Source organism: Thioalkalivibrio sp. ALE20 (assembly GCF_000381405.1).
GTDB lineage: Bacteria > Pseudomonadota > Gammaproteobacteria > Ectothiorhodospirales > Ectothiorhodospiraceae > Thioalkalivibrio.
This window is the reverse complement of record NZ_KB906479.1, coordinates 38,226-62,518: the sequence shown is the minus strand read 5'-3', so window position 1 is coordinate 62,518 and position 24,293 is coordinate 38,226. Positions and strand designations below refer to the sequence as shown.

The following is a 24,293-nucleotide window of genomic DNA, read 5'->3' as shown; positions in this document are numbered from 1 at the left end:
TCCCGGGCGGGCTTCGCTGTTTTACTTGAACTTTCCCGTCATCTTCGTCGATAGTACGGCGTACGCGGCCCTGAAGAAGGCCGGTGCCAACCCAACGTCATGAGGACGCGGAGTGAGCGACAAGATCATTTATACATCGGACGCGAGTTTCGACGAGGACGTCCTGAAGTCCGACCAGCCGGTCCTAGTGGACTACTGGGCGGAGTGGTGCGGTCCCTGCAAGATGATCGCGCCGATTCTGGACGAAATCGCCGAAGAATACGCCGGCAAGGTCAAGGTTGCCAAACTGAACATCGACGAGAACCCGTCGACGCCGCCCAAGTTCGGTATCCGCGGCATCCCGACGCTCATGCTGTTCAAGAACGGGGACGTGGAGGCCACCAAGGTGGGGGCCCTGTCCAAGTCGCAGCTGACCGCCTTCCTCGGTCAGCACACCTGACCGGCCGCACGGCGGAATCCGATCCGGCGCGGGGCGGGCTTGCAACCGCCGCCCGCCCCGCTTAACATTCCAGCGTTTCGTCGGTTCCGGGCCTCTCCCGGGGTCGTCCCCTGCCCCGTCCATCTTTGCAATCCAGCGACCACCCCCGGTCGCCGATCATCCACGTTGAGCACAGCGCCCCACGCATGAATCTGACCGAACTGAAGCGGATGACCGCCGCCGACATCGTTGGCCTCGCCGAAAAGCAGGGCATCGAGAACATGTCCCGCGCCCGCAAGCAGGACATCATCTTCGCCCTGCTCAAATCCCATGCAAAAAGCGGCGAGGCCATTTACGGCGACGGCGTACTCGAGATCCTGTCCGACGGCTTCGGCTTTTTGCGCAGCCCGGACGCCTCCTACCAGGCCGGCCCCGACGACGTCTACGTCTCGCCCAGCCAGATCCGCCGCTTCGGCCTGCGCACCGGGGACACGGTCGCCGGCAAGATCCGCCCGCCCAAGGACAACGAACGCTACTTCGCGCTGCTGAAGGTCTCGGAAATCAACTTCGAGCCACCGGAAAACGCCAAGCACAAGGTCCTGTTCGAGAACCTCACGCCGCTGCATGCCAATCACCGCATGCGCATGGAGCGCGGCAACGGCTCCACCGAGGACATCACCGCGCGCGTCATCGACATCGTCGCGCCGTTCGGCAAGGGCCAGCGTGGCCTGGTCGTCTCGCCGCCCAAGGCGGGCAAGACGCTGATGCTGCAGAACATCGCCCAGAGCATCGCGACCAATTACCCCGAGTGCTATCTGATCGTCCTGCTGGTGGACGAACGCCCCGAGGAAGTCACCGAGATGGACCGCATGGTGCAGGGCGAGGTGGTTTCCTCCACCTTCGACGAGCCGGCCCAGCGGCATGTGCAGGTGGCCGAGATGGTCATCGAGAAGGCCAAGCGTCTGGTCGAGCACAAGCGCGACGTGGTGATTCTGCTGGACTCCATCACCCGCCTGGCACGCGCCTACAACACCGTGGCGCCCAGCTCCGGCAAGGTGCTCACCGGCGGCGTGGACGCCAACGCCCTGCACCGCCCCAAGCGTTTCTTCGGTGCCGCGCGCAATGTCGAGGAAGGTGGCAGCCTGACCATCCTCGCCACCGCACTGGTCGAGACCGGTTCCAAGATGGACGAGGTGATCTACGAGGAATTCAAGGGCACCGGCAACATGGAGGTGCACCTGGAGCGGCGCATCGCGGAAAAGCGGATCTACCCGGCGATCAACGTCAACCGCTCCGGCACCCGCCGCGAGGAACTGCTGACCGACCCGGAAGAACTGCAGAAACTGTGGATCCTGCGGAAGTTCCTGCACGGCATGGACGACATCGAGGCGATGGAATTCCTGCTCGGACGCATGCAGTCGTCGAAGACCAACAGCGAGTTCTTCGACCAGATGAAGCGCTCCTGAGGCGATGCCCTGACGGCCCGGCCCGGGCTCAGGCGCCGGCCGCCAGCGGCGCGAACTCCAGCAGACGGTCCAGCCGGCGCCACTGGCGCCGGCCCTCGGCATCACGCAGGATCAGATACTCCGCGCCCCGGCGGGTGCGCAGATCCAGCGGCCACACCCGCGCCACCTCGTCGAGGCCCCGATGGCGCCAGCGGATCCGCAGCGCCTCCCCGTGCATGATGCAAAGCTCCAGCTCGGAGTAGCGCGCGCAGGGTATGGGGACGTAATCCGCGGCCATCAGCCACCTTCCCTCTGGGCATCGACCACGGGGATATCATCCTCGGTGGTCGTCAGGTGACGGAACACGATGGGCGAGCAGCACACGCCACAGTCCTCTACCCATTCATCCTCGTCACTCATCACATCCACCGTCGTCTCGCCCGGTTCTCCGCACCAGGGACAAGCAAACGCCACGAATTCGATCGGTCGGGTCATCGCGACACCTCCTCGACATCGTTGGCAGCCTCCGGCAGAAACCCCTCCAGGACATCATTGAGAAACTGCAGACCCTCCGTGGTGGTTCGCAGGACGCCGCTTCCGGCGGGATCCATCAGGCCGCGCTGGCGCGCACGCTCCAGCCCGGGCTCCAGTGCCTCCAGGGGCAGCCCGGTCCGCTCGCGGAACCGCGCCTCGGGCACGCCATCGACCAGCCGCAGGGCGTTCAGCATGAACTCGAACGGCCGCTCGCCGGGTGCCACCGGCGTATCCCGCCCGCCGGTCGGATCGGCGAGGTAGGCCTGCGGCTGGCGCGGTCGCACGCGGCGGATGATGGAGCCGTCGTGGACCTGCGTCAGCTTGCCGTGGGCACCGGCACCAATGCCGAGGTAGTCCCCGAAGGTCCAGTAGTTCAGGTTGTGCCGGCACGCTTCACCCGCCCTCGCGTAAGCGGACACTTCGTAGCGAGTATAGTCCGCCTCCGCGAGACGCAAGCTTCCGGCGGCAAAAAGTTCGGCCACGGTGTCATCCTCCGGCAGCTCCGGCGGGCGCGCGGCGAACAGCGTATTGGGCTCCAGGGTGAGCTGATACCAGGAAATGTGCTCCGGCTGCTGCGCGATCGCCGCCTCCAGATCCGCCATGCCCTGCGCCACCGTCTGCCCCGGCAGACCGAACATCAGATCCAGGTTGATCCGCTCGAAACCCGCCGCCCGGGCATGTTCCACCGCCGCGGCCGCCTCCTCCGGCCCGTGGATGCGACCGAGACGCTGCAGCATCGCGCCGTCGAAGCTCTGCACCCCCAGCGACAGCCGGTTGATCCCGGCCTCGCGGTAGCCACGGAAGAAATCGCGATCGGCGGTGCCGGGATTCGCCTCCAGGGTGATCTCCACGTCCGGGCGCAGCGGCAGCAGCGCCCGCAACCCGGACATCAGCTCCGCCATCGCCTCGGGCGGGAACAGGCTGGGCGTGCCGCCGCCGATGAACACGCTCTCGATGCGCCGCCCCCAGACCTCGGGCAGCTGCGCCTCCAGATCCTGCAGCAGCGCGGCCACGTAGTCGGCGAACGGGGGCTCGCCGCCACGGGGTTCGTGGGAGTTGAAATCGCAGTACGGGCACTTGCGCACGCACCACGGCAGGTGGACGTACAGCGCCAGCGGGATCGGGGTATCGAAGCTCGGGGTCATGCCGGGAGCATAGCCCCCGGCTCAGCTCCCGGCACGTTCCCGCAGGGCCCGGGCCAGTTTCTCCAGCGCCCGGCCGCGATGACTCAGACGATTCTTCTCGCTCGGCTCCAGCTCGGCCGAGGTGCAGCCGTGCTCCGGCAGCTCGAACAGCGGGTCGTAGCCGAACCCGCCATCGCCGGACGGTGCCGTGGCGATGCGCCCGCGCCACACGCCCTCGGCGATCAGCGGGGCCGGGTCATCGGCGTGGCGCAGGAACACCACCACCGCGCGGAAGCCGGCGCCGCGACGCTCCGGCGGCACGTCCGCCAGCGCGTCCAGCAGCTTCGCGTTGTTGGCGGCATCGGCGCCGTCACCGCTCTCCCCGGCATAGCGCGAGGAATAGATACCCGGCTCGCCGCCCAGGGCATCCACCTCCAGCCCCGAATCGTCGGCCACCGCCGCCAGCCCGGTGTGCCGGGCCGCGTTGCGTGCCTTCAGCAGCGCGTTCTCGACGAAGGTCAGACCGGTCTCCTCGGCCTCCGGCACGTCCAGCTCGGCCTGCGTGACCACATCCATACCCAGCGGCTCCAGCAGCGCCGCCAGCTCGCTCCGCTTGCCCGGGTTGCCGGTCGCCAGGACCACGCGCTGCGCCGCCATTCCGCTCAGCCCTCGCCCAGGACCGCGCGTTGCGCGTCGATGATGGTACTCACACCCTTCTCGCCCAGATCCAGCATGCTGTCCAGTTCGTCGCGGCGGAAGGCATGGCCCTCGGCCGTGCCCTGGATCTCGATCACCCCGCCGGCCTCGTTCATCACCAGGTTCAGATCGGTCTCGGCCGCGGAGTCCTCGTCGTAGTCGAGGTCCAGCACCGGCGTTCCCTGGAAGATCCCCACGGACACCGCCGCGAGATGTCCGTGCAGCGGATCCTTCTTCAGCAGGCCGATCTCGCGCCCGTGCGCCACCGCGTCGCGCAGGGCCACGAAGGCACCACTGATCGAGGCCGTGCGCGTGCCGCCGTCGGCCTGGATCACGTCGCAGTCGACAATGATCTGGCGCTCGCCCAGCGCTTCCATGTCGACCACCGCGCGCAGGGCGCGACCGATCAGGCGCTGGATCTCCATGGTCCGTCCGCCCAGCTTGCCGCGGGCCGCCTCGCGCGCCATGCGGTCATGGGTGGAACGCGGCAGCATGCTGTACTCGGCGGTGACCCAGCCCTTGCCCTTGCCCTTGAGCCAGGGCGGCACGCGGGGCTCGATGGTGGCATTGCACAGCACCCGGGTGTCACCGAACTCCACCAGCACCGAACCTTCGGCGTGGCGGGTGAAGTGCCGGGTAAAACTGACCGGACGCATCTCGTCGGGCTGTCGGCCGCTGGGGCGCATGGCGATTCCTTGCTAGATTATTCAGCCGCGCAGTATACGGTAGACCGGGGGTCGCGGGGCCACCCCCACCCGGCCGATCCTGCCCCGCGCGCTCCGCCCCATCGGACTGACCCGCCATGCAGCGTTTCCGCATCCGCCTCGACATCTCCCCGGACATGATGGAGCAGTACTATTCCGGGCGCTCCACCACCGTATTCGCGATCTCCGAAGCGGGGGTCAGCGTGCAGTTCCCGGCGCGGCTGCTGCGCCCGTACATGACCCACGACGGAATCCACGGCCTTTTCGAACTGGTTACCGAAAATGACTACCGCCTGCGCGATTTTCGCCGCCTGGCTTGAAATCTCCCCGGAACGCCCCTACTTCGATTACTGAGTCAACAAGACACCCGATGAAGGAGGGGATTGCCATGAACATGATGCGTTACGAACCCTGGAGCCTGCTTAAGGAAACACTGATCAATGTACACGTTCGCGTTGGCACCCCAGGTTTTCCGAGACAAGGCGCGATGCGCAGCCGGTAGTGGTTCTACCGGCAAGGGCCGCAACGCAGGATCGGGGAACCTGGGGTGCCAACCCCGAAGGGGCTCGGCCACTTTTGCGCGCGCACGTCGTTGCGACTCCCTTGTGCAGAATGACTGCACGGCGGTCGCCGCGCCTTGTTCGCACGCAAAAGCGACTCGAGCGCGAACGTGTACATTGATCAGTGTTTCCTTGACCAGCTCTCGCGTGAACTCGGCCGCCTGCCCGACGTACCCGGCGACGAGGACTCGGTGAGCGCGGCCGACTGGAGCCCTGCGGTGGATATCCGCGAGGAGGACGATGCCTACGTGCTGCATGCCGACGTACCCGGCGTGGACCCGAAGGACATCGAGCTCCACATGGAAAACGGCGTGCTGACCCTGCGTGGCGAACGCAAGTACGGAAACGCAGAAGAGAAGGAAGGCTACAAGCGCGTGGAGCGCATGCGTGGCACCTTCTTCCGCCGCTTCTCGCTGCCGGACACCGCCGATGCGGAGAACATCTCCGCGCGCAGCCAGAACGGCGTGCTGGAGGTTCGCATTCCCAAGCAGGCTAGGGTGCAGCCGCGCCGGATCGAGATCGAGAGCTGATCCGCAGCCCGGCAGCGTCCCCGGCCACGGCCGGGGCGCGAGCCTTCCAGCGGGCGCTGCCGGCGCGAGCGGGCAGCGCCTTTTGATTGGTGCCGGTAGCACCCGAATCCCGGGTATGATGGCCCGGGATTCGGGTGGTACCCGAACGCGAACGCATACACACCGGCTTCGCCGGTCGCCGAAAGGGTTCCGACTCGAGGCAGGAGATGGAATACAAGGATTACTACAAGATCCTGGGCGTGGACCGCAACGCCAGCCAGGACGACATCAAGAAGGCCTATCGCAAGCTGGCGCGCAAGTACCACCCCGACGTCAGTGACGACCCGCAGGCCGAGACGCGCATCAAGGAAGTCAACGAGGCCTACGAGGCCCTCGGGGACCCGGAAAAGCGCAAGGCCTACGACCAGCTGGGCGCCAACTGGCGCCAGGGGCAGGACTTCCGTCCGCCGCCGGGCTGGGACGGCTGGACCGGTGCGGGTGCCGGCGGCCGCGCACGGGGCGCCGGACCGGGTGCCGGCGGGGCCGATTTCGGCGGCTTCTCCGACTTCTTCGAGTCGATCTTTGGCGGCGGCGGCATGGGCGGCGGCGGTCGCCGGCGCGGCTTCGACGTGCGTGGTGCCGACCGCGAAGACGCGGTGGAAGTGACCCTCGAACAGGCCATGCACGGCGCCGAGCTGTCGGTGACCGACCCGCGCGGGCGCCCGCAGCGCGTGCGCATCCCCGCCGGCGCCAAGGACGGCTCGCGGGTCCGGGTACGCGGCCAGGGCGACCCCGGCGTGGGCAACGGCGCCCCGGGCGACCTGCTGCTGGAGATCCGCATCAAGCCGGACCCCAACTACCGGGTGGAAGGGCGCGACCTGTACCGCGACATCCCGATCACCCCGTGGGAGGCCGCGCTGGGCGCCACGATCGAGGCGCCCACCCCGCACGGACCGGTCAACCTGAAGGTGCCGAAGGGCTCGCAGTCGGGCAAGCAGGTGCGCCTGAAGGGCAAGGGTCTGCCCGGCAAGACCCCGGGCGATCTGTATCTGCGGCTGATGATCCACGTGCCGCCGGAAGACGAAGCCGGCGACTGGTATGAAAAGATGGCGGAGTCATCCAGCTTCAACCCGCGCGAGCTGCTGGACGGCTGATCCCCCTCGCGCGCGACGCGCGGGATTCAGCCGGGCGTGTTGCGCTCCACCCAGCGGCTGCTGCCGTCGGCCAGGCGCTCGCGCTTCCAGAACGGGGCCTCGTGCTTGAGCCGCTCCAGGATGTCGCTGCAGGCATCGCGGGCGGCCGCGCGGTGCGCCGACCAGGTCGCCACCAGCACCAGCGCATCGCCCGGCCGCACCTCGCCCACGCGGTGCGCAACATGCACGCCCAGCAGGGGCCAGCGCTGCTGCGCGGCCTCCACGATGCGCTCCAGCTCCTGCTCGGTCATGCCCGGATAATGCTCCAGGAACAGCCCGGTCACGGCCTCGTCCTCGTTGAAATCGCGCATGCGGCCGACGAACACGCTGGCCGCCCCGCGGGCCTCGGCGGGGATGTCCTGCTCCGCCGCGCGCAGCACGTCCCAGGGGTCGAAATCCTCGGAGTGGATGGTCACGGTCATGCTCAGCCCCCGGTCACCGGCGGGAAGAAGGCCACCTCGTCGCCATCCCGCACCGGGGTTTCGAGATCGGCGCGGGTCTGATTGACCGCGCTCATCAGCCGCTGCGGCGGGGGTTCGCCATGCAGGTGCTCCCACAGGCCGGCCACGGTAAAACCCTCGGCCGGGAGTTCGGCCCGGTCGCCCTCACGGCCCAGTTCTTCGCGCAAGCGCGCGAAATACAGCACTTTTACCGCCATGCAGCCCCTACACGTGTGGCTTTCAAACAAGCATTATAGCCGCATGACCGACTTCACTCATTTTGACGCCCACGGCCATGCCCACATGGTCGATGTCGGCGACAAGGCCGTCTCCCACCGCGTGGCCATCGCCGAAGGCCGCATCCGCATGCAGCCGGAGACCCTGCAGAAGGTCCGCGAAGGCAATCATTCCAAAGGGGATGTTCTGGGCATTGCCCGCATCGCCGGTATCATGGGGGCCAAGCGTACCGGGGACCTGATCCCGCTGTGCCATCCCATCGGACTCAGCCGCGTGGCGGTCGAATTCGATCTGGAAGATGACGCGGTGGTGGCCCGGGCCACCTGCGAGGTTCATGCAGTTACCGGCGTGGAGATGGAGGCCCTGACTGCGGTCTCCACCGCCCTTCTGACCATCTACGATATGTGCAAGGCCGTTGACCGGGGCATGGTGCTGGAAACGGTCCGGCTTCTGGAAAAACACGGCGGTCGCAGCGGCAGCTGGAAGGCCCCCGACCCGCAAGGAGATTCCCGAACATGAAATGGATCAAGCGCCTGTTTGGCCTGATCGGCATCCTGATCCTCGTGGTGATCGTCGTCGCCGCGTATCTGCTGGTGACGTTCGACGCCAACGACTACAAGGAGCGCATCGAGGCCGAGGTGTACGAACACACCGGGCGCGAGCTGGAGCTGGCCGGCGATGTCAGCCTGACCCTGTTCCCCAGTCTCGGCCTGCGCCTGGAAGAGGTGCGCCTGGGCAACGCGGAAGGCTTCGGTGACGAATCCTTCGCCGAGCTCGACGTGGTGGACGTGGCCGTCGCGGTCATGCCGCTGCTGCGCCGCGAGCTGGAAGTGCAACGGGTTGAAGGCGACGGCGTGCGCCTGAACCTGGCGCGCGACGAGGACGGCCGCAACAACTGGGACGACCTCGCTGCCCGCGCCGACGAGGCCCGTGACGAGGCCGTGACCGGCAACGAAGAAGAAGAACGCACCGCCACCGAATCGCGCCTGGCCATGGAACGGATCGATATCGCCGGCGTCAGCCTGACCAACGCCCGCGTGGTGTGGGACGACCGCGAGACCGGGATGCGTGCCGTGCTGGACCCGTTCAGCCTGCAGGTGGGCCGCTTCCAGCCCGGCGTGGAGACCCGGCTGGAAATGTCCGCCGCGCTGGAGGCCGAGGGCGGCGCGCTGGAGCAGCCGCTCAGCACCACCATGGACCTGACCGGACTGGTCAACCTCGACCTGCTGAACAATCGCTATGCAGTGCGTCGTCTGGACCTGAACCTCGACGTGGAAGGCGGCCCGGTGCCGCAGCCGATGACCGTCATCTTCCGCAGCGACGTGGCGCTGGAGGTGGACGAAGACGACACCCGCCTGCGCATGGAGCGCCTGACGGTGGAGGCCTCCAGGGTGACCCTCACCGGGTTCGCCGAACTGGGTAACCTGCAGGGCGACCAGCCCCAGATGCGTGGCGAACTGCGCTCCAACACCTTCAACCTGCGCTCGGTCATGGACGATCTGGGGCTGGAAGCCCCGGCCACCGCGGATCCGGATGCCCTGCAACGGGTCGCGTTCGACCTTTCCGCGGCCGGTACGCCGGGCAACCTGGAACTGTCGCCGTTCTTGTTCACCCTCGACGACACGACCCTCAGCGGTGACGCCACGCTGGACACCACCGGCGAGCGGCCGCATTTCGGTTTCGACCTGCGCGGCAACGAGCTCAACGTCGACCGCTACCTCCCGCCGGAGGTCGAAGAGGCGCGCACCGGCGAAGCCAACGGCACCCCCGACGAGGAAGAAGCCGAGGAGCTGCGGGTCGAACTGCCGATGGAAGCCCTGCGTTCCGTCGACGTGGACGGCAGCCTGGCCCTCGATGGTCGCCTGATCCTGATGGGCCTGGAACTGCGCGACATCGCGCTGGACATCCGGGCGCGCGGCGGCGACTGGGTGATCGACCCGCTGTCCGCCACCGGCTACGACGGCGAACTGACCAGCCGCATCCAGCTGGACGCCTCGGGCAGCCAGCCGCGCTACGGCCTCACCACCGACCTGACCGGTCTGGACATCGGCGCCCTGCTGGACGACCTGCAGGGTGACGACGCCATGCTGCTGGGCACCGGCAACCTCACACTCGATATCACCACGCACGGCGAGGCGCTGTCCGACCTGCGAGCCAACCTCAACGGCGACGGCGACATGCGCTTCGAGGACGGCGCGGTGCGCGGCATCAATGTCGCCGACATCATCCGCCGCGCGGAGGCCCGCATCCGCGGCCGTGAATACGAGTCGGACGAGCCGCGGCAGACGGACTTCAGCGAGATCTCCGGCAGTTTCGACATCGAGAACGGCGTGGTCTCCAACAACGACCTGGAAGGCAACTCCCCGCTGCTGCGCGTCCGCGGCCAGGGCTCGGCCGACCTCAACGACGAGTCGCTGGACTACCGCGTGGACACGACCCTCGTCGGCACCCTGGAAGGCCAGGGCGGACGTTCGCTGGAAGACCTGCGCGGCGTCCGCCTGCCGATCCGCATCAGCGGCACGTTCGACGACCCCAGCTTCCGCCTCGACCTCGAGTCCATCCTGCGTGAACGCGCCGCCGAAGAGCTGGGCGTGGACGAGGACGAACTGCGCGACGAGGCCACCCGCCGCCTGATGGAGCGCCTCGGCGTCTCGCGCGACGAAGCGGACGAGGAAGAAGCAAACGACGAACAAGTCGAAGAAGCTGACGAAGACGAGGCAGACGAGGAAGACGAGGAAGACGAAGAGGCCGAACGCAGCCTCGAGCAGGAAGCGGAAGACCGCATGCGGGAACTCCTCGAGTAAACCGGGGAACCCGGGTCACCCGCACTCGTTCAACCCGACCACGAACACCGACGCCCGGGCACATCGCCCCGGGCGTCGGCGCCTCCTCCCCGCCATCATGCAACCCTTCGCCCAACGCCTGCTGGACTGGTTCGACCACCACGGCCGTCACGACCTCCCCTGGCAGCACCCGCGCACGCCCTACCGCGTATGGGTCTCCGAGATCATGCTGCAGCAGACCCGGGTCGAGACCGTCATCCCGTATTTCGAGCGCTTCACCGCGCGCTTCCCGGACGTGCAGAGCCTGGCGGCCGCCCCCGTGGACGACGTCCTCGCCCTGTGGGCGGGCCTGGGCTATTACGCCCGTGCCCGCAACCTGCACCGCTGCGCCCGGACCATCGTGGAAGACCACGACGGCCATTTCCCGCGCGAACGCGTGGCGCTGGAGGCCCTGCCCGGCATCGGCCGCTCCACCGCCGCCGCCATCCTCGCCCAGGCACACGACGCCCCCGAGGCCATCCTCGACGGCAACGCCAAGCGCGTACTCGCCCGCCACGCCGCGGTGGACGGCTGGCCCGGCAGCACCGCCAGCCAGAAAACCCTGTGGCGCGAGGCCGAGGCCCGCACCCCCGCCAGCCGCTGCGCCGACTACACCCAGGCGATCATGGATCTGGGCGCCCTGGTGTGCACCCGCAGCCGCCCCGACTGCGCCGCCTGTCCCGTGGCCGAAGACTGCGGCGCCCGCCTGCAGGACCGCACCGCCGAGCTGCCGCACCCGCGGCCGAAGCGCCAACGCCCGACACGCACGCGCTGGGCCGCCCTGCTGCACGCCCCCGAAGGCATCTACCTGGAACAACGCCCGCCCAGCGGCATCTGGGGCGGGCTGTACACCCTGCCCGAGGCCGAAGACCCGGAGCACATGGAAGCCTGGGTGCGCACCCACTGGCCACACGCCGAGGCGCTGGAAGGCGACGCCCTGAGCCACGGCTTCAGCCACTACCAGCTCGACCTGCGCGTGCAGCGCTACCGGCTCCCGGCGGGCGAGTGCGGGATCATGGATGCCCCCGGGGTGATCTGGTATAAACCGGGCCAGTCGCGGCCGGCAGGCATCCCGGCCCCCATACAAGGCTTACTGCAAAGCGAAAAGGATTCCGGCCATGGCACGAACCGTTAACTGCGTAAAACTCGGCAAAGAGGCCGAAGGCCTGGACTACCCGCCCTACCCGGGCGAGATGGGCAAGAAGATCTACCTCAACGTCTCCAAGGAAGCCTGGAACGCCTGGCTGAGCCACCAGACCATGCTCATCAACGAGTATCGCCTGACCCCGGTGGACCCCAAGGCGCGCAAGTTCCTGGAAGAGGAAATGGAGAAGTTCCTGTTCGGCGACGGTTCCGAAAAGCCCGAAGGCTTCGTCGACCCCAACCAGTCCTGAAGCCGGCCCCGGGGCGCGCCCTTGACGTGAGCGCCCCGGACCGCTTTAATACTGCCCTTCGCCTCGCGGCGAACCCCGCAACAAGTCAGTACTGGCCGGGTAGCTCAGTCGGTAGAGCAGGGGATTGAAAATCCCCGTGTCGGCGGTTCGATTCCGTCCCCGGCCACCATTTCCCTTTCCGCAATCGTCTTCTCGCGTCCGCATGCCCCGTTCGGCGAGGGCCAGCGGTCGTATCTATCGCGCTCAATAGTGGTATCTGCAGGAGATGACGGTGATGGACGAACCGTCCACGGCATAGACCAGGCGATGGGTGTCATCAATACGGCGCGACCAGAAACCAGCCAGGTTCTCCTTGAGAGGTTCCGGCTTGCCAATGCCTTCCAGCGGTGACCGCTTCACCTCCGCGATCAACTTGTTGATCCGCCTGAGGGTCTTCCGGTCCTGGGCTTGCCAGTAGATGTAGTCGTTCCATGCTTCGTCCGTCCAGCAAAGGAGCCGACTACTCATCCCCGTCTACCAGCTCTCGCTCGGCGGCCTTTCCTGCCTTGTATTGCGCAATGGACTTGTTGAGATGCTCGGCATTCGCCGGGGAACGCAGAAGATGCACGGTCTCCATCAGGCTGTTGTAGTAATCCAGCGACATCACCACGGCGTCTTCCGAATCGCGGCGCGTGATCACCGTGGTGTCGGCATCATCGACCACGCCATCGAGTACGGCTTTGAGGCCGTTGCGAGCCTCAGTGAATGACACAATCTTCATGGTGCCCTCCTGTACATTAACCCGTACAAGTATAGAGCGAGCAGCCTACATGTACAATTTACGGGACAGACCACGGCATCGACTCGCCGGGAAGCTCCGTTTGCACTTCTGTAGACGATGGGCCCGGGCCGCCAGCGTGGTTGACCGTCCCACGCCACCCTTCAGGCTGAAGGCCACCGCCGTTGGCAGCGGGGGCAAACCGTCCGAGGCGCGCATTCAGATCGCTGGCGCGTTGACCAGCCCACGTCCGTCCACCATGCGCTGAGCCACAAACTCAACAGGCGAAATCGTACGGGTGTTCCGGTGGCTCGGCCGGGTGAATCCATGAGGAACGGCCCCGGCTCCACTGCCAGGCGGCCCATGCCGCGGCGCAGGCGGCAACCGAATGGTCGCTGGCATCGGCGAGATCGAGCACCCCGTTCAGACCCTGCCGATCCAGCCAGGCCAGCAGTTCCCGTCGCGCGTCCGCCGCGTGCTTCATCGCCTTCAGGCTCTCGACCGAAGCGCCGCCCAGCGCCATGGCCACCGTGGGATGTACCTCCGCCACGCGGGCATCCGGGCGCTCGGAGGCGAGCATACGGCTGACCGCGACACCGCGCAGCGTCAGGTAGCTCATGCGCGGCGCGGAAGGCGCCATCACGGTGCCGGCCGGCAGGCCGCACTCCACCGCCAGGCGGCGCAGGGACTGATCGGACGTGCGACTGCCCCCGGTGGGCGAGTACGACAGCGGGGCGTCCAGCCCCACCACCGCCGCGGCCGGCACACGGTCCAGGATCGCCTGATCGTCCGCCCCCGCAAGCAGCTCCCGCAGCCGGAGCGCCCCGTCCCGTTCAGCGAACACGGCCACGGACGTCTGCCCGGCACTTCCGGGCCCGGACAGATCCACCCCGATGATCCACTGCCCCATGCATCTCCCCTGGCCGGCTTCGAACGCGCCGGGCTGCGAACGTTCTTCTACGCTGTGGCACCATCGATGCCATGAGCGTTCGTCGTATTCTGCGTATGGGGCACCCCGACCTGCGTCGCGTCTGCGACCCGGTGGCCGATAGCGACTTCGGCAGCCCCGGGCTGCACGCCCTGGTGGACGACCTGGTGGAGACCATGCACGCCAGCGAAGGGCTCGGCCTCGCCGCCGCCCAGATCGGCGACACCCGGCGCGTGGCCGTGATCGAGATTCAGCCCGGCAACACGCGCTACCCCGATGCCGTACCCACCGGCCGCCTGGTGCTGGTGAACCCGGTGGTCACCGTGCTGGACCCGACGCCGCAACGCTACTGGGAAGGCTGCCTGTCCGTGCCCGGCCTGCGCGGCGAAGTCGCCCGGCCGCGCCACATCGCCGTCGACTACCACGAGCCCGACGGCACGCCCCGCCGCCTGGAACCCGAAGGCTTCCTCGCCACCGTGTTCCAGCATGAGATCGACCACCTCGAGGGCACCCTGTTCATCGACCGGGTGACCGACACCACCCGCCTCGCCTTCCTCGAGGAATACCGCGAGTTCCACGCAGAAGCATAGGGCTCACGCCCGGCACAGGGCCGGTCAGTCGTGCACGATGATGCGGGAGCCGGCGGCGTCGATGTCCACGCGGGAACTGGAGTAGTCGCAGGCCTTCGCGATGTCCTCCAGCGCCGGCATGTCATTGAGCTCCGCCAGACGATGCAGCAGGCTGCCGCCCTCACAGTCACGCGGCATGCCGCCGTCGTCCAGCGTGCAGCCGAACTCGCCCCCGTTCACCGACCAGTCCATGTCGGCAGGCATCTTCAGCACCACCGGTTCTTCGTGCATCACCTGGAACTTCGCCCGCATGGCGTTCCTGCCGTTTTCCCAGTCCAGGGCCGGCATGTTGTCTACGCTGCGCATGGTGTGCCTCCTTCGCGATTCCGCGAGGTTGCAACGGGTTTCGCGGAGCCGTTCCCTGCCCCTCTCCTTTGACGCTAGACGCCGTCCACGAGGCGGTCAAAGGTGACCCCGGCGGCGATGGGGAAGGATTCGTGTGGTCCATTACCGTTTGGTGGACTCCTTCAACAGGTGGCACACCGCAGGGCAAGCGGCAATTGCCCCCGAAGTTCTCGCTCCCGATCAAGCTATTTGGCGGTCCAGGACGTCGGTTCAAGGGCCCGCCCACGCGCATGGAGAGCCGTAGGTCCCTGACTACGTTGAAAAACTGGAGCCCGGACCGAGCATCAGCTACACAACAGCTTGACGACTCGTACACAAATGTACGAGTCTATGGGCAAGGGATTAGTGGGCCGCAACATGAATGGAAACGAATACCTGAAGCGGCTGCAGAAGCTGGGAAAGAAAACCGGCCCGAACGACATTTGAGGACAGAGCCTTGCGCTACGCATACCCCGTACAACTCGAACGCGACGAAGGCGGCCACTACCTGGCGACGTGCCGGGACGTGCCCGAGGCCCTGACGGACGGGGAATCTCAAGAGGAGGCGCTGCGCGAAATGGGCGAGGCCCTGGGCGCGGCGCTCGCTGGCTACGTCATGGAGGGGCGCCCCATCCCCTCCCCCACCGACCCAGAACCGGGCGAGGCCATCGCGCCGGTGTCGCCCCTGATCGCCGCCAAACTCGCGCTCCGGGTCGCCATGCGGGCGGAAGGGGTCAGCAACTCGGAACTGGCACGCCGAATGGGCAGCCATGAGGGTGCGATCCGGCGGCTAATCGACGTGGATCACCGCTCCAGGATCGAGGCGGTCCACGCCGCGATCGCCAGCCTGGGGCATGGTCTCGTCGTGGAGGATGCTCGCCCCTTTAAACCCGTCGCAGCATAGAGGGTAACCGCCAGCGCCCGCCCGGGCCCGCGGGTTCAGGCCTGCGCGGCCTCGCCGATGCGACGGAGGAAGGGAGACTGTGACGGGCCGGTGACGATCAGTTCGTCCATGGCCCGGGTCATGGCCACGTAGAGCAGGCGGGCCTCTTCGGCCTCGCGCTCCTCGGCGGTGTCCATCTCGCCCAGGCCGGTCAGGGCCACCACGGGAAACTCCAGGCCCTTGCTGGAGTGCATGGTCACCATCTTGACCGTGTCGGCCGGGGTGGCCGACTTCTGGCGATTGCGGTCCCCGAGGTTTTCCAGCGGGATGCCCGCGCGCTCGAACACCGCGCGGATCTTGCCGGCGGCGGGCACGCGGCGGTGCAGCACGGCCATCTCGCTCCAGGGGCGACCCTGTTCGTGCAGCCGCTTGAAGTGCCCGGCGATGTATTCGATCTCCTGCGGCTGGGCGGGCAGGGGGATGATCGCGGGCTCCGGGCCTTCGCGGCCCGCGCTTTCCGGCGGCACCAGCGGAATGCCGTCTTCCTCGGCCTCCTGCGGGTCCAGCAGTTCGCGGGCGAAACGGGTGGCCAGGTCCAGCACCTGGCGGGTGTTGCGGTAATTCACCCGCAGGATGGTGGTGCGCCCGCGGGCCTCCACGCCCACGCTCGAGAAGCTGAACCGGCTCTGGCTGCGGCCGTAGATCGACTGGGCGTCGTCGTACAGCACGAGCACCGAGTTGGTGTCCGGGTCGACCATCTGCGTGGCCAGCCGGAACCAGCGCGGCTCGAAGTCGTGGCCCTCGTCGATCATCACCGCGCCGTACTGCCCGCCGGGGATCTGCCCCTGGTCGACGCCGTCGATCACCTGCTGCACCAGCTGGTCGAAGAAGGCCCGCTTGTCCGTGTTATTCGGCGGTGGCGGCACGTTGTAGGTGCGCAGCTGCGCGTGGCACCAGCGGTGGAAGTTGTACACCACCACCTGATCGCCCGCGCCCTTCTCCGCCAGGATGGCCTGCAGGCGGTCGGCCAGGGTGCGGTTGTAGCACAGCACCAGGATCGGCTTGCGCAGCGCCCGCGCCAGATGCAGGCAGCGGTAGACCAGGATCAGCGTCTTGCCCGCCCCGGCCGTGCCATGGATCACCCGGTGCCCGGTTCCCAGGCTGCGCGCCAGCTGCTCCTGCTGCAGGTCCATCACCCGCATCAGGTCCGGGAGCACTTCGGCCGGGGATTCGGTCTCGTCCGCGTCGGGCGCATCGTCGAACAGGCTGCCCTGGCGGATGCGGATCTCGGGGAACAGATGGCCGCGGATGCGGTCGATCTGCGGCAGCGACAACCGGTGCGGGAACTGCACGGTGAACATGTCCCACAGCCGCTTCTGGAAATCCTCCGGATCCTGGGACTCCGTCATCTCGTCGCGACAGATGACCCGATTGGCCGGAATCACCTCGCCCAGCTCCTGCTGCTCGAACTGCGCGCGGGTAATATTGGCCAGCACCACCCCGTGCCCGAACGGCAGCATCAACCGGCCCTGCAGCGAAGACCCCGGCGGATGCACCAGCTGCGGATCGCGCTCCAGTGGCTTGATGACCTGATAGGCATACTGGCGCGCCTGCTCCAGCGGGTTGGGCACCACCTTCAGGCCCCGGTCCGTCAGGATGGTCGCCTCCTGGCGATCGATCTGCCGGATGGTCTCCAGCCGCCAGTCCTTCACCTCCAGGATCAGCAGCCCACGCTGCGGATGCAGCACGATGAAATCCGGATGCTCCGACCGCCCGCCCACCGGTACGTCGTACCAGCACAGGTAGTCATCCTCCAGGAACTGCTCCAGGCGCCGCGCAAAGCGCTTCTCGCCCGACGTCATCCGCGGCAGGCAGCTGTTCAGCGAAGGTATTAGCGTGGTCATTCTCCAGAACCTACTTGTACGGATAACGTTGCGTTAACCCGCCAACCGGAGCGTAGCGGAGGTTGGTCGGGTTAAACGCATGGTTCGGCTTTCCTCATCTGCCTCCGCCACTCGGCTGACTCCTCGTTTTCCTTGCATCATTGCTCCGCGCCCTGTACTGACGAAAGCCTACGTCAAGCCGATATTATCTAGCATGCCTGAACAAACACCTCTCGACCCCATTTCGAAAGATGGTGCTCTATTGGATTGCGTTATAGACAAACGAATATATTTCCTGCTGTGAAACTTGTGGATGCTCTCTGGATTCACTCCTGTCCCCTACATAGCTCCGAAATTCATCACAATAATGCTCAAGATTTATCACGAACGAGGTCGGCCCGCTGGCCGCAATCAGTTCTCTTATTCGAAACTCGTCGGAAGGATCAAGAATATACTCACCGGTAAGGGGATGCACTCGTGAATGAGCGCGCATGAATGTCTCTTTTTTGTACCGATGAAGCTGAGCAGCGCCTCTAACAACCTTCCCATGCTTCTGAAATGCCTTTTCGATCATTTCGGAATGAAGGCTTGCCAATTGAAAACAACATCTAAGAAAGTATGGCAACCTGAGGTCTGGCCTGTTGATTTCTTTGTGGCTATAAAGGAAGTCATTGAACGGCATGTGGTACGAGTAATATTCTCGGGCATATCTGAGTACTTCAAATAATTCCTTAATCTTTCCGTTTACGACATATGGCTTAGCAGCCGAGAATGTTGCGTGGAACACGTTAATCAACTTTGAATGCGTGATCTCCGACAACGACTCTAATCGCTCCTCTGGCAATAGATAAACATTTGCCAGCAGCGCGTGAAACAGAGAGTAATATGACAGAAAATAGAAAGCGGACCACGAATTATAATCCTTGGCGAGCTGCGACTCCTTGTAGAACGATGCAGACGTAAACACCTCTTTTAGCGACTTGCTTGTTCGCACATCCCAATCAATGGTCGTCCGTGCCTTGCAGTTCTTAAACACACTAGAATATTTCGCCATCCATTTTGAGTAATAACCAGAGATGTCCTTTTCGTTCCCAAGCTTTCTATCTAAGTGAGAAAAGTTGCTTATATACTGCGAATAGTCTTCAAAACGCATGATTGGTATCTTATTGTTTTATGTAGCCGAACGCTAGCGTTCAGGCGCGCCACAACCGCCGCGCGGTTGTGGCGTCGTCCTGGAACGCCTTGTTATGCGTGATAGCAATCGCTTCCATCGAGGTACTCGACATGCGCGAGCTTGTAAGCGGACGAGGCGGGATCCCAAAGGAACTTAATCCTACGCACGCCGACCATCTGCGATTTCTCGTCTTCGTCAAGAAAGCGCTTAGCGGATCCCATAACCCGCTCCACCCGTTCCGGCGATAAACACGATTCTTCGGCGCCCCGCTCAGGGATCAGAATCAGCTGAACCTCCTCCCCACGCTTCCCTATAACGTGTTGCGCGAGGTCGGCGGACGCGTTTCTCTGTGCCAGCGTGGGCAGCCATGAAATGACCTTCAGGATCGCGGGCCGAACTCGCTGTCGATACTGGATATCCCACTCTGGCCCCAAGGCCAGCGCAATCCCGGTACCGATTAGACCGATCAGGAGTGGATCGACCTGCTTCTTGACGAACTTCCCTACATAAACGCTCTCATCATCATCCAGGAACGACTGGACAAGTTCAGAATCCCGGTACAGGGGGTACGGGAGAAAGACATAATGCAAGGGAGACTCAGCATTAGATTGAATTTTCTCGAGAAACGATATGCTAAACCCGCTTAAGTCAGGATCGAGGGCACCATCTTTGATCTCGATATCGCCTTTAATTACGTAGTGCCCTAAGGCCTCTGGATCCGCCTCCACTCTGAGATTCTCGATTGAACCAATCGTATCTCGGCTGAGGTCGTGCCGTTGGTGAAGGGGCATCCGCTCGGGGTAGGACGCAATCACCCGTTCGAGCGCTTCGCGCGAAAGTTCTTCGTCCTGTAGATCCCTCTTTGTCGAAGCTAGAATCTGCCCATGGAGCTTCTTTGGAATCACCTATTCTTTCTCCTACGCATAACGCCCAGCGTAACCGGACGGCTTTGGAGCGCCAGCGGAAAAGCGGTCCGCGTTGACGCTGTTGTTAAGCGCATCACCATCGTGGAAACCGAAGAGGGTATCTCACCCGAAACACATGATGTGGATGCTCTTCCATGTACCAAAGTATGTGGTCCCGACAAAAGCTTCGAAACTTTGGGTCTCGCCACAGCTGTCTCATCTTGATCTTTGACAATCTCAGCGATACGTCTTCATGGTGCTTCTTCTTAAATGCGCGACCCGTGTATGGATTCAATTTTGGCCACGCTTGGTTCGGGCTACTCAAGTGTCCATGAGGAGTAGATGGGTATGGATCCGGATCTGATATCGTAAAATACCACTTTCCGTCGAATAGAAGCTCCAGCCAACCCGGCTCTTCTGGCTCTTCCTTGACTCGAACCCTTAGCACCTCGTGCTCCGATTCTAGTTTATCTTCAACCGTTTCAGCTTCTACCATTGGAGCCCGAGGGTCGGGAATGCTCGAATCGTCGCTGGCAACCCATCTAGCGACCTCGATTCTTTCCTGAAATTCATCTATGCCGATCAGCCCAAATTCGAAGCTAATCTCGGCTAGCGTGACTAGATGCCTCATCATTTATCAACCTGCCCCAGACTCTTTGACGCTTAACAGTAGATTAGACAGAATCTGTCATATTGGTGATATACAGATTCTGCATATCATCCCGGCGTTCTCCTCGCGGCGGCACACCACCACAGCTAAACCATGCTTTTATCATGGTAGTGTGCGTCGCGTCGAGGGGCAGGGCGTCCGGCCCACTGTGACGAAGAATCTTTGGAGCTTAGTCAAAGGCTTACATCGGCCCGGCGATCCAACATAGGCGGGATGCAGGGGCCGACGTTAAAGGCTTGCGGGTGGACTGGTTCGGGTCGAGACGAGGGGTCGGCGGCACGAGCGTGACAGAGCGCGGTGCTATACAGAATCGGTATAACACCGTTATCCCGGTGTGGCGTGACGGGAGGGACACCACGCGTGGCCCGAGAAACCAGCCTCCGGCGGGAGCGGTGGCGGCGTTCCCTGGTACGATCCGGCCAGAGGCGAATCGGGAGCCGGTGTTGGAAACGCTCATAGAAGCGAATCAGGCGGTGGTGGTCTGCGGCATTCTGGAGGATGCACAGGGGCGGATCTTTCTGGCGCGGCGCGGGGCCGATCAGGCGCTGGCGGGGCATTGGGAGTTCCCCGGTGGCAAGGCGGAGCCGGGCGAGAGCCTGGAGGCTGCGTTGTGCCGTGAATTTCGGGAAGAGCTGGCGATGGAGCTCCGGGTGGGGGAGGAGATTGGGCGCACGCCGATTCCGGGTCATGGGGGCCTTGAGCTGGTGGCGCTGCGGGCGTGGACGGACGACGAGAGCCCGGTGCTGACGGTGCACGATCGCTGGTGCTGGGTGTCGCCGGCGGAGGCGCGCGGGCTCGAACTCGCGCCCGCGGACATCCCGTTGCTCGAAGCCTTTGTTGCAGGGCGTTCCGTATGAGCCGGGATAGCGCCGCCAAGTCCCTGCCCGGGGCCGAATGGGTCGGCCTGCATGAACGGCTGGATACGCCGCGGGTACGGCAAGCGCTGGAAGCCCTGGGGCTGGAGGACCATGCCCGCTGGAGCCAGGGGCTGGAAGGCGACGATCTGGCCATGACCCTGGCGGCCGAACTGGCCCAGCGCCTCGCCGAGCGCGCCGGGGAACTGCGCGAGAAGGGGCATGAAGACTGGACCCGGGCCGTGCAGATCCTGGCGGATTCGCTGGCGGCGGCGGGGCATCCGCTGTCGGGCATCGAGGAGGACCTGCCACAGCGGCCGTTTCGGCAACTCTTGGAGGTGCGCTCTCCGACCGCCGAGCAGCTGGGGCGGCAGGAGACACCGCGGCCGGATGTTCCGCTGGCTCTATCCAGCCTGCTCACCGGATCCGATCGCACACCGAGCCTGGTCACGCAGATCGAGAAGGAGCTGGCCAGTGCGGAGCGGGCTGATTGGCTGGTGTCGTTCATCAAGTGGAGCGGGATTCGCGCCCTGCGCGAGACGCTCAAGCGCGTTACCGAGACCCCGACGGCCGATGGCTCGCCCAGGCTGCGGATCGCGACGACCTCATACCTCGGGGCCACCGATCTCAAGGCGATCGAGTTTCTGCTGGGCCTGCCGAACACCGAGATCCGGGTCTCGTACGACACGCACCGCACGCGCCTGCACGCCAAGGCCTACCTGTTCCATCGGAATACGGGGTTTGGCAGTGCCTACATCGGCTCGGCGAATGTCTCGCGCGTGGCGATGGATGAGGGGCTGGAGTGGACGGCCAAGGTCAGCGAATACGAGCTGCCGCATATGTGGCGCCAGATCGAGGCTTCGTTCGAGGCGCACTGGGCAGACCCGGCCGAGTTTGAACCCCTGAGCACGGAAGAGCTGCCTCGCCTGCAACAGGCGCTGGAATCGGAGGCCAGTTCAGGGCCCGCGGCGCAGAAAGACGCGGCGACATTCTTCGACCTGCGACCGTATGCCTTCCAACAGGAGATCCTGGAGGACATCCAGCGCGAGCGCCGTTCAGGGATCGACCGCCATCTGGTGATCGCCGCCACCGGGACCGGCAAGACCATGATCGCCGCCTTCGACTATCGCCGGTTTGCGCGCGAGCAGGCGGACAAGGGGCGCCCGTCGCTGCTGTTCATCGCCCACCGGGAGGAGATCCTGCGGCAGGCGATGGCCAGCTTCCGTCAGGTACTGCAGGACAACGAGTTTGGTGACGTGCTGGTGGGCGGGGCGCGCCCGAGTCAGGACCGTCACCTGTTCTGTACCGTGCAGAGTTGGAATGCGCGGGACCTCGATCGCCTCGACCCGGCGCATTTCGATTACGTGGTGCTGGATGAGGCACACCACAGTACCGCCGGGAGCTACCAACGCATCCTCGACCATGTTCGACCCAAGTGCCTGCTGGGCCTGACGGCGACCCCGGAGCGCACGGATGCCGACGACATCCGCCAGCACTTCGGCCAGCGTTACACGCATGAGATCCGCCTGCCGGACGCGATCGAGCGGCGCCTGCTGGTGCCGTTCCATTACTTCGGCGTGGCCGACCACGAATCCGTGGACCTGAGCCGGGTGAGCTGGCAGCGCGGGGGCTATGACGCCCAAGAACTGGAGGGCGTGTTCACCGGCAACCAGGCGCGGGCCGACTGGGTGTTGCGGCAGGCCCATGAACATGCGACCGACCTGGGCTCGGTTCGGGGCCTGGGGTTTTGCATCAGCCGCGCCCACGCGCGGTTCATGGCGGAGCATTTTTCGGCCAGGCAGGTGCCCAGCGCGGCGCTGACCGGCGAGAGCTCGGACCACGAGCGCGAATCGGTGCAGCGCGACCTGCGCGAGGGGCGCATCCGCTTCATCTTTACCGTGGACCTCTACAACGAGGGCGTGGATCTGCCCGAGGTGGACACCCTGTTGCTGCTGCGCCCGACCGAGAGCCTGACGGTCTACCTGCAGCAGCTCGGCCGCGGGCTGCGACTGCACGAAGGCAAGCCGCACCTCACGGTGCTGGATTTCGTGGCCCCGCAGGACCGGCGCTTTCGCTACGCCGCTCGGTTCCGGGCGCTCAGCGCGCGGCCGGAGAAGCGGGTGGATCACCAGATCGAGGAAGGCTTCCCCTGGCTGCCCAGCGGCTGCCTGATCCATCTCGACCGGTTGGCCACCCAGCGGGTCCTCGACAACATCCGCGCGCAGATCAACCGCCAGCGCCCGCAGATCGTGCGCGAGCTGAAGGGGTGTTTCCAGGAGGACATCGACGCCGCCAGCCTGCCCAAGATGCTGGACTGCCTGCATATGGACGATGCCGAAGACCTGCTGCGCAAGGATCTGCCGTCACGGCTGCGCGCGGACTGCGGAGGGGAGTCGACCGAGGCACTGCAGCCGTATGCCAACGGCCTCAAGCGTGGGCTGCAACGCCTGGTCCGCTGTGATGACCAGCAGTTGCTGGAAACCCTGCAAAGCCATCTGGAGGAATCCGCGGCGAACGTGGATGAGCTCAGCGAGGAAGAACGACTCCGGCTGGCCCTGATCCACAGCACGCTATGGGGCAAGACGCGCCCGGGGAACGGCGACCTCTCGTCGGTAGACCGCTTCGTCCGCGAACAACGCCCGCTGTATCGGGACCTTCAGGAGGTCGCCGAATGGCGGCGCGAGCGCATGGTGCCGGCCAGCGGCATCACTTTCCCGGAGCAGACGGGGCCGCTGGAACTGCATGCGTCCTACACCCGCGAACAGATCCTGCTGGCGCTGGGCCTCGGGAGCCTGGAGAAGCCGATTACTCAGCAGGAGGGTGTGCGGCATGTGCCGGAACGGCGAGTGGATGCGCTGTTCGTGACCCTGGAGAAATCCGAGCAGGAGTTCTCCCCCACCACCATGTACGAGGACTACGCCCTCAACGAGCGGCGGTTCCACTGGCAGTCGCAGTCCGGCACCTCACCCACCTCGGAGACCGGGCAGCGCTACATCCACCACGAACAACTCGGCTACACCCCAATGCTGTTCATACGCCCCGCCAAGCGCGACGCCACCGGCCTGAGCCAACCGTTCACCTTCTGCGGCCCGGTGCGCTACCAGCGCCATGAAGGCAGCAAGCCGATGAGCATCGTCTGGGAGCTGGATTACGAACTGCCCGCCCGCCTCCTGCACCTCGCCCGCCGCACGGTCCTATAGCGCTCAGCGC

Annotated in this window: 27 protein-coding genes and 1 tRNA gene; 14 read left to right on the top strand and 14 right to left on the bottom strand. The window is 65.2% G+C overall.

The genetic code is table 11. The features are described 5' to 3' along the window. Window positions 1-112 precede the first annotated feature (112 nt). Together trxA and rho are read left to right on the top strand one after the other, a co-directional pair. Window positions 113-439, top strand: a complete 327-nt coding sequence (gene trxA / locus F790_RS0111725) for a thioredoxin TrxA (protein WP_019591766.1) — start codon at window positions 113-115, stop codon at window positions 437-439. A 185-nt stretch (window positions 440-624) separates the two neighbouring features. Next, window positions 625-1,884 (top strand): transcription termination factor Rho, encoded by a 1,260-nt coding sequence (gene rho, locus F790_RS0111720; protein ID WP_018936924.1) that lies wholly within the window; start codon window positions 625-627, stop codon window positions 1,882-1,884. A gap of 28 nt (window positions 1,885-1,912) precedes the next feature. On the opposite strand, the gene F790_RS0111715 is transcribed toward rho, so the two are convergent. The 5 genes from F790_RS0111715 to rph are packed head-to-tail and all read right to left on the bottom strand — an operon-like array spanning window position 1,913 to window position 4,903. Further along, a complete protein-coding gene (locus F790_RS0111715) occupies window positions 1,913-2,161 on the bottom strand; it encodes a hypothetical protein (RefSeq protein ID WP_018869013.1) in 249 nt (82 codons plus the stop codon). Then, window positions 2,161-2,358: a CPXCG motif-containing cysteine-rich protein gene (locus F790_RS0111710; protein ID WP_018869012.1), complete on the bottom strand. Its 198-nt coding sequence runs from the start codon at window positions 2,356-2,358 to the stop codon at window positions 2,161-2,163. The genes F790_RS0111715 and F790_RS0111710 overlap by 1 nt, the downstream gene beginning before the upstream one ends. Then, the gene (gene hemW, locus F790_RS0111705; protein ID WP_019570604.1) at window positions 2,355-3,542 is read right to left on the bottom strand and encodes a radical SAM family heme chaperone HemW; all 1,188 of its coding nucleotides are present in this window, start codon (window positions 3,540-3,542) and stop codon (window positions 2,355-2,357) included. The genes F790_RS0111710 and hemW overlap by 4 nt, the downstream gene beginning before the upstream one ends. A 21-nt stretch (window positions 3,543-3,563) precedes the next feature. Further along, window positions 3,564-4,178 (bottom strand): RdgB/HAM1 family non-canonical purine NTP pyrophosphatase, encoded by a 615-nt coding sequence (gene rdgB / locus F790_RS0111700; RefSeq protein ID WP_019591765.1) that lies wholly within the window; start codon window positions 4,176-4,178, stop codon window positions 3,564-3,566. Window positions 4,179-4,183: 5 nt separating this feature from the next. Next, on the bottom strand, window positions 4,184-4,903 hold the full coding sequence (gene rph / locus F790_RS0111695) for a ribonuclease PH (protein WP_019570602.1): 720 nt from the start codon (window positions 4,901-4,903) through the stop codon (window positions 4,184-4,186). 116 nt (window positions 4,904-5,019) lie between these two features. Between rph and F790_RS0111690 the strand changes: the two genes are divergently transcribed. The 3 genes from F790_RS0111690 to F790_RS0111680 all read left to right on the top strand — a co-directional run bounded on the left by F790_RS0111690 (window position 5,020) and on the right by F790_RS0111680 (window position 7,144). Continuing rightward, window positions 5,020-5,241, top strand: coding sequence for a DUF2835 family protein (locus F790_RS0111690; protein WP_018869008.1), 222 nt, complete (start codon window positions 5,020-5,022; stop codon window positions 5,239-5,241). A 350-nt stretch (window positions 5,242-5,591) separates the two neighbouring features. Then, complete coding sequence (locus F790_RS0111685) at window positions 5,592-6,011, top strand: Hsp20/alpha crystallin family protein (RefSeq protein WP_019591764.1); 420 nt, start codon at window positions 5,592-5,594, stop codon at window positions 6,009-6,011. Window positions 6,012-6,217: 206 nt separating this feature from the next. Beyond that, entirely contained in the window at window positions 6,218-7,144 is a 927-nt protein-coding gene (locus F790_RS0111680; protein ID WP_019591763.1) for a DnaJ C-terminal domain-containing protein, read from the top strand. Between the two features lie 26 nt (window positions 7,145-7,170). Here the strand turns inward: F790_RS0111680 and F790_RS0111675 are convergent, their stop codons facing one another. Together F790_RS0111675 and moaD are read right to left on the bottom strand one after the other, a co-directional pair. Further along, complete coding sequence (locus F790_RS0111675; protein WP_019591762.1) at window positions 7,171-7,605, bottom strand: molybdenum cofactor biosynthesis protein MoaE; 435 nt, start codon at window positions 7,603-7,605, stop codon at window positions 7,171-7,173. Between the two features lie 2 nt (window positions 7,606-7,607). Further along, window positions 7,608-7,841, bottom strand: a complete 234-nt coding sequence (gene moaD / locus F790_RS0111670) for a molybdopterin converting factor subunit 1 (protein ID WP_019021532.1) — start codon at window positions 7,839-7,841, stop codon at window positions 7,608-7,610. 43 nt (window positions 7,842-7,884) lie between these two features. Here moaD and moaC point away from each other — a divergent pair, with 43 nt between their 5' ends. The 5 genes from moaC to F790_RS0111645 all read left to right on the top strand — a co-directional run bounded on the left by moaC (window position 7,885) and on the right by F790_RS0111645 (window position 12,245). After that, the gene (gene moaC / locus F790_RS0111665) at window positions 7,885-8,379 is read left to right on the top strand and encodes a cyclic pyranopterin monophosphate synthase MoaC (protein ID WP_019570599.1); all 495 of its coding nucleotides are present in this window, start codon (window positions 7,885-7,887) and stop codon (window positions 8,377-8,379) included. Then, window positions 8,376-10,664, top strand: a complete 2,289-nt coding sequence (locus tag F790_RS0111660) for an AsmA family protein (RefSeq protein ID WP_019591761.1) — start codon at window positions 8,376-8,378, stop codon at window positions 10,662-10,664. The genes moaC and F790_RS0111660 overlap by 4 nt, the downstream gene beginning before the upstream one ends. A gap of 97 nt (window positions 10,665-10,761) precedes the next feature. Then, complete coding sequence (gene mutY, locus F790_RS0111655; protein ID WP_019591760.1) at window positions 10,762-11,817, top strand: A/G-specific adenine glycosylase; 1,056 nt, start codon at window positions 10,762-10,764, stop codon at window positions 11,815-11,817. Beyond that, window positions 11,801-12,076, top strand: coding sequence for an oxidative damage protection protein (locus F790_RS0111650; RefSeq protein WP_019591759.1), 276 nt, complete (start codon window positions 11,801-11,803; stop codon window positions 12,074-12,076). The genes mutY and F790_RS0111650 overlap by 17 nt, the downstream gene beginning before the upstream one ends. A gap of 93 nt (window positions 12,077-12,169) precedes the next feature. Beyond that, a tRNA-Phe gene (locus F790_RS0111645) sits at window positions 12,170-12,245 on the top strand. A gap of 74 nt (window positions 12,246-12,319) precedes the next feature. On the opposite strand, the gene F790_RS0111640 is transcribed toward F790_RS0111645, so the two are convergent. From F790_RS0111640 to F790_RS0111630, 3 genes are all read right to left on the bottom strand, one after another. Continuing rightward, window positions 12,320-12,583, bottom strand: coding sequence for a Txe/YoeB family addiction module toxin (locus F790_RS0111640; protein ID WP_019021529.1), 264 nt, complete (start codon window positions 12,581-12,583; stop codon window positions 12,320-12,322). Beyond that, window positions 12,576-12,836 carry a type II toxin-antitoxin system Phd/YefM family antitoxin gene (locus F790_RS0111635; protein WP_019591758.1) on the bottom strand — a complete coding sequence of 87 codons (261 nt, stop codon included), beginning with the start codon at window positions 12,834-12,836 and terminating at the stop codon, window positions 12,576-12,578. Before F790_RS0111635 ends, F790_RS0111640 begins: the two co-directional genes overlap by 8 nt. 274 nt (window positions 12,837-13,110) lie before the next feature. Beyond that, the gene (locus F790_RS0111630) at window positions 13,111-13,743 is read right to left on the bottom strand and encodes a DUF429 domain-containing protein (RefSeq protein WP_019591757.1); all 633 of its coding nucleotides are present in this window, start codon (window positions 13,741-13,743) and stop codon (window positions 13,111-13,113) included. Window positions 13,744-13,814: 71 nt separating this feature from the next. Here F790_RS0111630 and def point away from each other — a divergent pair, with 71 nt between their 5' ends. Continuing rightward, window positions 13,815-14,351: a peptide deformylase gene (gene def / locus F790_RS0111625; RefSeq protein ID WP_026332945.1), complete on the top strand. Its 537-nt coding sequence runs from the start codon at window positions 13,815-13,817 to the stop codon at window positions 14,349-14,351. A 24-nt stretch (window positions 14,352-14,375) separates the two neighbouring features. Here the strand turns inward: def and F790_RS0111620 are convergent, their stop codons facing one another. Continuing rightward, the gene (locus tag F790_RS0111620) at window positions 14,376-14,696 is read right to left on the bottom strand and encodes a hypothetical protein (protein WP_019589846.1); all 321 of its coding nucleotides are present in this window, start codon (window positions 14,694-14,696) and stop codon (window positions 14,376-14,378) included. Between the two features lie 475 nt (window positions 14,697-15,171). Here F790_RS0111620 and F790_RS0111610 point away from each other — a divergent pair, with 475 nt between their 5' ends. Then, a complete protein-coding gene (locus F790_RS0111610) occupies window positions 15,172-15,618 on the top strand; it encodes a type II toxin-antitoxin system HicB family antitoxin (RefSeq protein WP_019583292.1) in 447 nt (148 codons plus the stop codon). Window positions 15,619-15,653: 35 nt separating this feature from the next. Here F790_RS0111610 and F790_RS0111605 read toward each other — a convergent pair whose 3' ends face one another. From F790_RS0111605 to F790_RS0111600, 3 genes are all read right to left on the bottom strand, one after another. Then, the gene (locus tag F790_RS0111605) at window positions 15,654-17,459 is read right to left on the bottom strand and encodes a DEAD/DEAH box helicase (RefSeq protein ID WP_019591755.1); all 1,806 of its coding nucleotides are present in this window, start codon (window positions 17,457-17,459) and stop codon (window positions 15,654-15,656) included. A 280-nt stretch (window positions 17,460-17,739) separates the two neighbouring features. Then, window positions 17,740-18,633, bottom strand: a complete 894-nt coding sequence (locus F790_RS14540; protein ID WP_156824332.1) for a hypothetical protein — start codon at window positions 18,631-18,633, stop codon at window positions 17,740-17,742. A gap of 92 nt (window positions 18,634-18,725) precedes the next feature. Next, entirely contained in the window at window positions 18,726-19,559 is an 834-nt protein-coding gene (locus F790_RS0111600) for a hypothetical protein (RefSeq protein WP_019591754.1), read from the bottom strand. A 1,113-nt stretch (window positions 19,560-20,672) separates the two neighbouring features. Here F790_RS0111600 and F790_RS0111595 point away from each other — a divergent pair. Both F790_RS0111595 and F790_RS0111590 read left to right on the top strand, forming a co-directional pair. Continuing rightward, window positions 20,673-21,086: a (deoxy)nucleoside triphosphate pyrophosphohydrolase gene (locus F790_RS0111595; RefSeq protein ID WP_019591753.1), complete on the top strand. Its 414-nt coding sequence runs from the start codon at window positions 20,673-20,675 to the stop codon at window positions 21,084-21,086. After that, window positions 21,083-24,283 carry a DUF3427 domain-containing protein gene (locus F790_RS0111590; protein WP_019591752.1) on the top strand — a complete coding sequence of 1,067 codons (3,201 nt, stop codon included), beginning with the start codon at window positions 21,083-21,085 and terminating at the stop codon, window positions 24,281-24,283. The genes F790_RS0111595 and F790_RS0111590 overlap by 4 nt, the downstream gene beginning before the upstream one ends. The last annotated feature ends 10 nt before the right edge of the window (window positions 24,284-24,293 follow it).

Excerpts from the sequence above, each read along its gene's own strand:
- rho (WP_018936924.1), top strand. The coding sequence starts at position 625 with ATGAATCTGACCGAACTGAAGCGGATGACCGCCGCCGACATCGTTGGC.
- F790_RS0111715 (WP_018869013.1), bottom strand. The coding sequence starts at position 2,161 with ATGGCCGCGGATTACGTCCCCATACCCTGCGCGCGCTACTCCGAGCTG.
- F790_RS0111710 (WP_018869012.1), bottom strand. The coding sequence starts at position 2,358 with ATGACCCGACCGATCGAATTCGTGGCGTTTGCTTGTCCCTGGTGCGGA.
- hemW (WP_019570604.1), bottom strand. The coding sequence starts at position 3,542 with ATGACCCCGAGCTTCGATACCCCGATCCCGCTGGCGCTGTACGTCCAC.
- rdgB (WP_019591765.1), bottom strand. The coding sequence starts at position 4,178 with ATGGCGGCGCAGCGCGTGGTCCTGGCGACCGGCAACCCGGGCAAGCGG.
- rph (WP_019570602.1), bottom strand. The coding sequence starts at position 4,903 with ATGCGCCCCAGCGGCCGACAGCCCGACGAGATGCGTCCGGTCAGTTTT.
- F790_RS0111690 (WP_018869008.1), top strand. The coding sequence starts at position 5,020 with ATGCAGCGTTTCCGCATCCGCCTCGACATCTCCCCGGACATGATGGAG.
- F790_RS0111680 (WP_019591763.1), top strand. The coding sequence starts at position 6,218 with ATGGAATACAAGGATTACTACAAGATCCTGGGCGTGGACCGCAACGCC.
- F790_RS0111675 (WP_019591762.1), bottom strand. The coding sequence starts at position 7,605 with ATGACCGTGACCATCCACTCCGAGGATTTCGACCCCTGGGACGTGCTG.
- moaD (WP_019021532.1), bottom strand. The coding sequence starts at position 7,841 with ATGGCGGTAAAAGTGCTGTATTTCGCGCGCTTGCGCGAAGAACTGGGC.
- moaC (WP_019570599.1), top strand. The coding sequence starts at position 7,885 with ATGACCGACTTCACTCATTTTGACGCCCACGGCCATGCCCACATGGTC.
- F790_RS0111660 (WP_019591761.1), top strand. The coding sequence starts at position 8,376 with ATGAAATGGATCAAGCGCCTGTTTGGCCTGATCGGCATCCTGATCCTC.
- mutY (WP_019591760.1), top strand. The coding sequence starts at position 10,762 with ATGCAACCCTTCGCCCAACGCCTGCTGGACTGGTTCGACCACCACGGC.
- F790_RS0111650 (WP_019591759.1), top strand. The coding sequence starts at position 11,801 with ATGGCACGAACCGTTAACTGCGTAAAACTCGGCAAAGAGGCCGAAGGC.
- F790_RS0111640 (WP_019021529.1), bottom strand. The coding sequence starts at position 12,583 with ATGAGTAGTCGGCTCCTTTGCTGGACGGACGAAGCATGGAACGACTAC.
- F790_RS0111635 (WP_019591758.1), bottom strand. The coding sequence starts at position 12,836 with ATGAAGATTGTGTCATTCACTGAGGCTCGCAACGGCCTCAAAGCCGTA.
- F790_RS0111630 (WP_019591757.1), bottom strand. The coding sequence starts at position 13,743 with ATGGGGCAGTGGATCATCGGGGTGGATCTGTCCGGGCCCGGAAGTGCC.
- def (WP_026332945.1), top strand. The coding sequence starts at position 13,815 with ATGAGCGTTCGTCGTATTCTGCGTATGGGGCACCCCGACCTGCGTCGC.
- F790_RS0111620 (WP_019589846.1), bottom strand. The coding sequence starts at position 14,696 with ATGCGCAGCGTAGACAACATGCCGGCCCTGGACTGGGAAAACGGCAGG.
- F790_RS0111605 (WP_019591755.1), bottom strand. The coding sequence starts at position 17,459 with ATGACGTCGGGCGAGAAGCGCTTTGCGCGGCGCCTGGAGCAGTTCCTG.
- F790_RS14540 (WP_156824332.1), bottom strand. The coding sequence starts at position 18,633 with ATGCGTTTTGAAGACTATTCGCAGTATATAAGCAACTTTTCTCACTTA.
- F790_RS0111590 (WP_019591752.1), top strand. The coding sequence starts at position 21,083 with ATGAGCCGGGATAGCGCCGCCAAGTCCCTGCCCGGGGCCGAATGGGTC.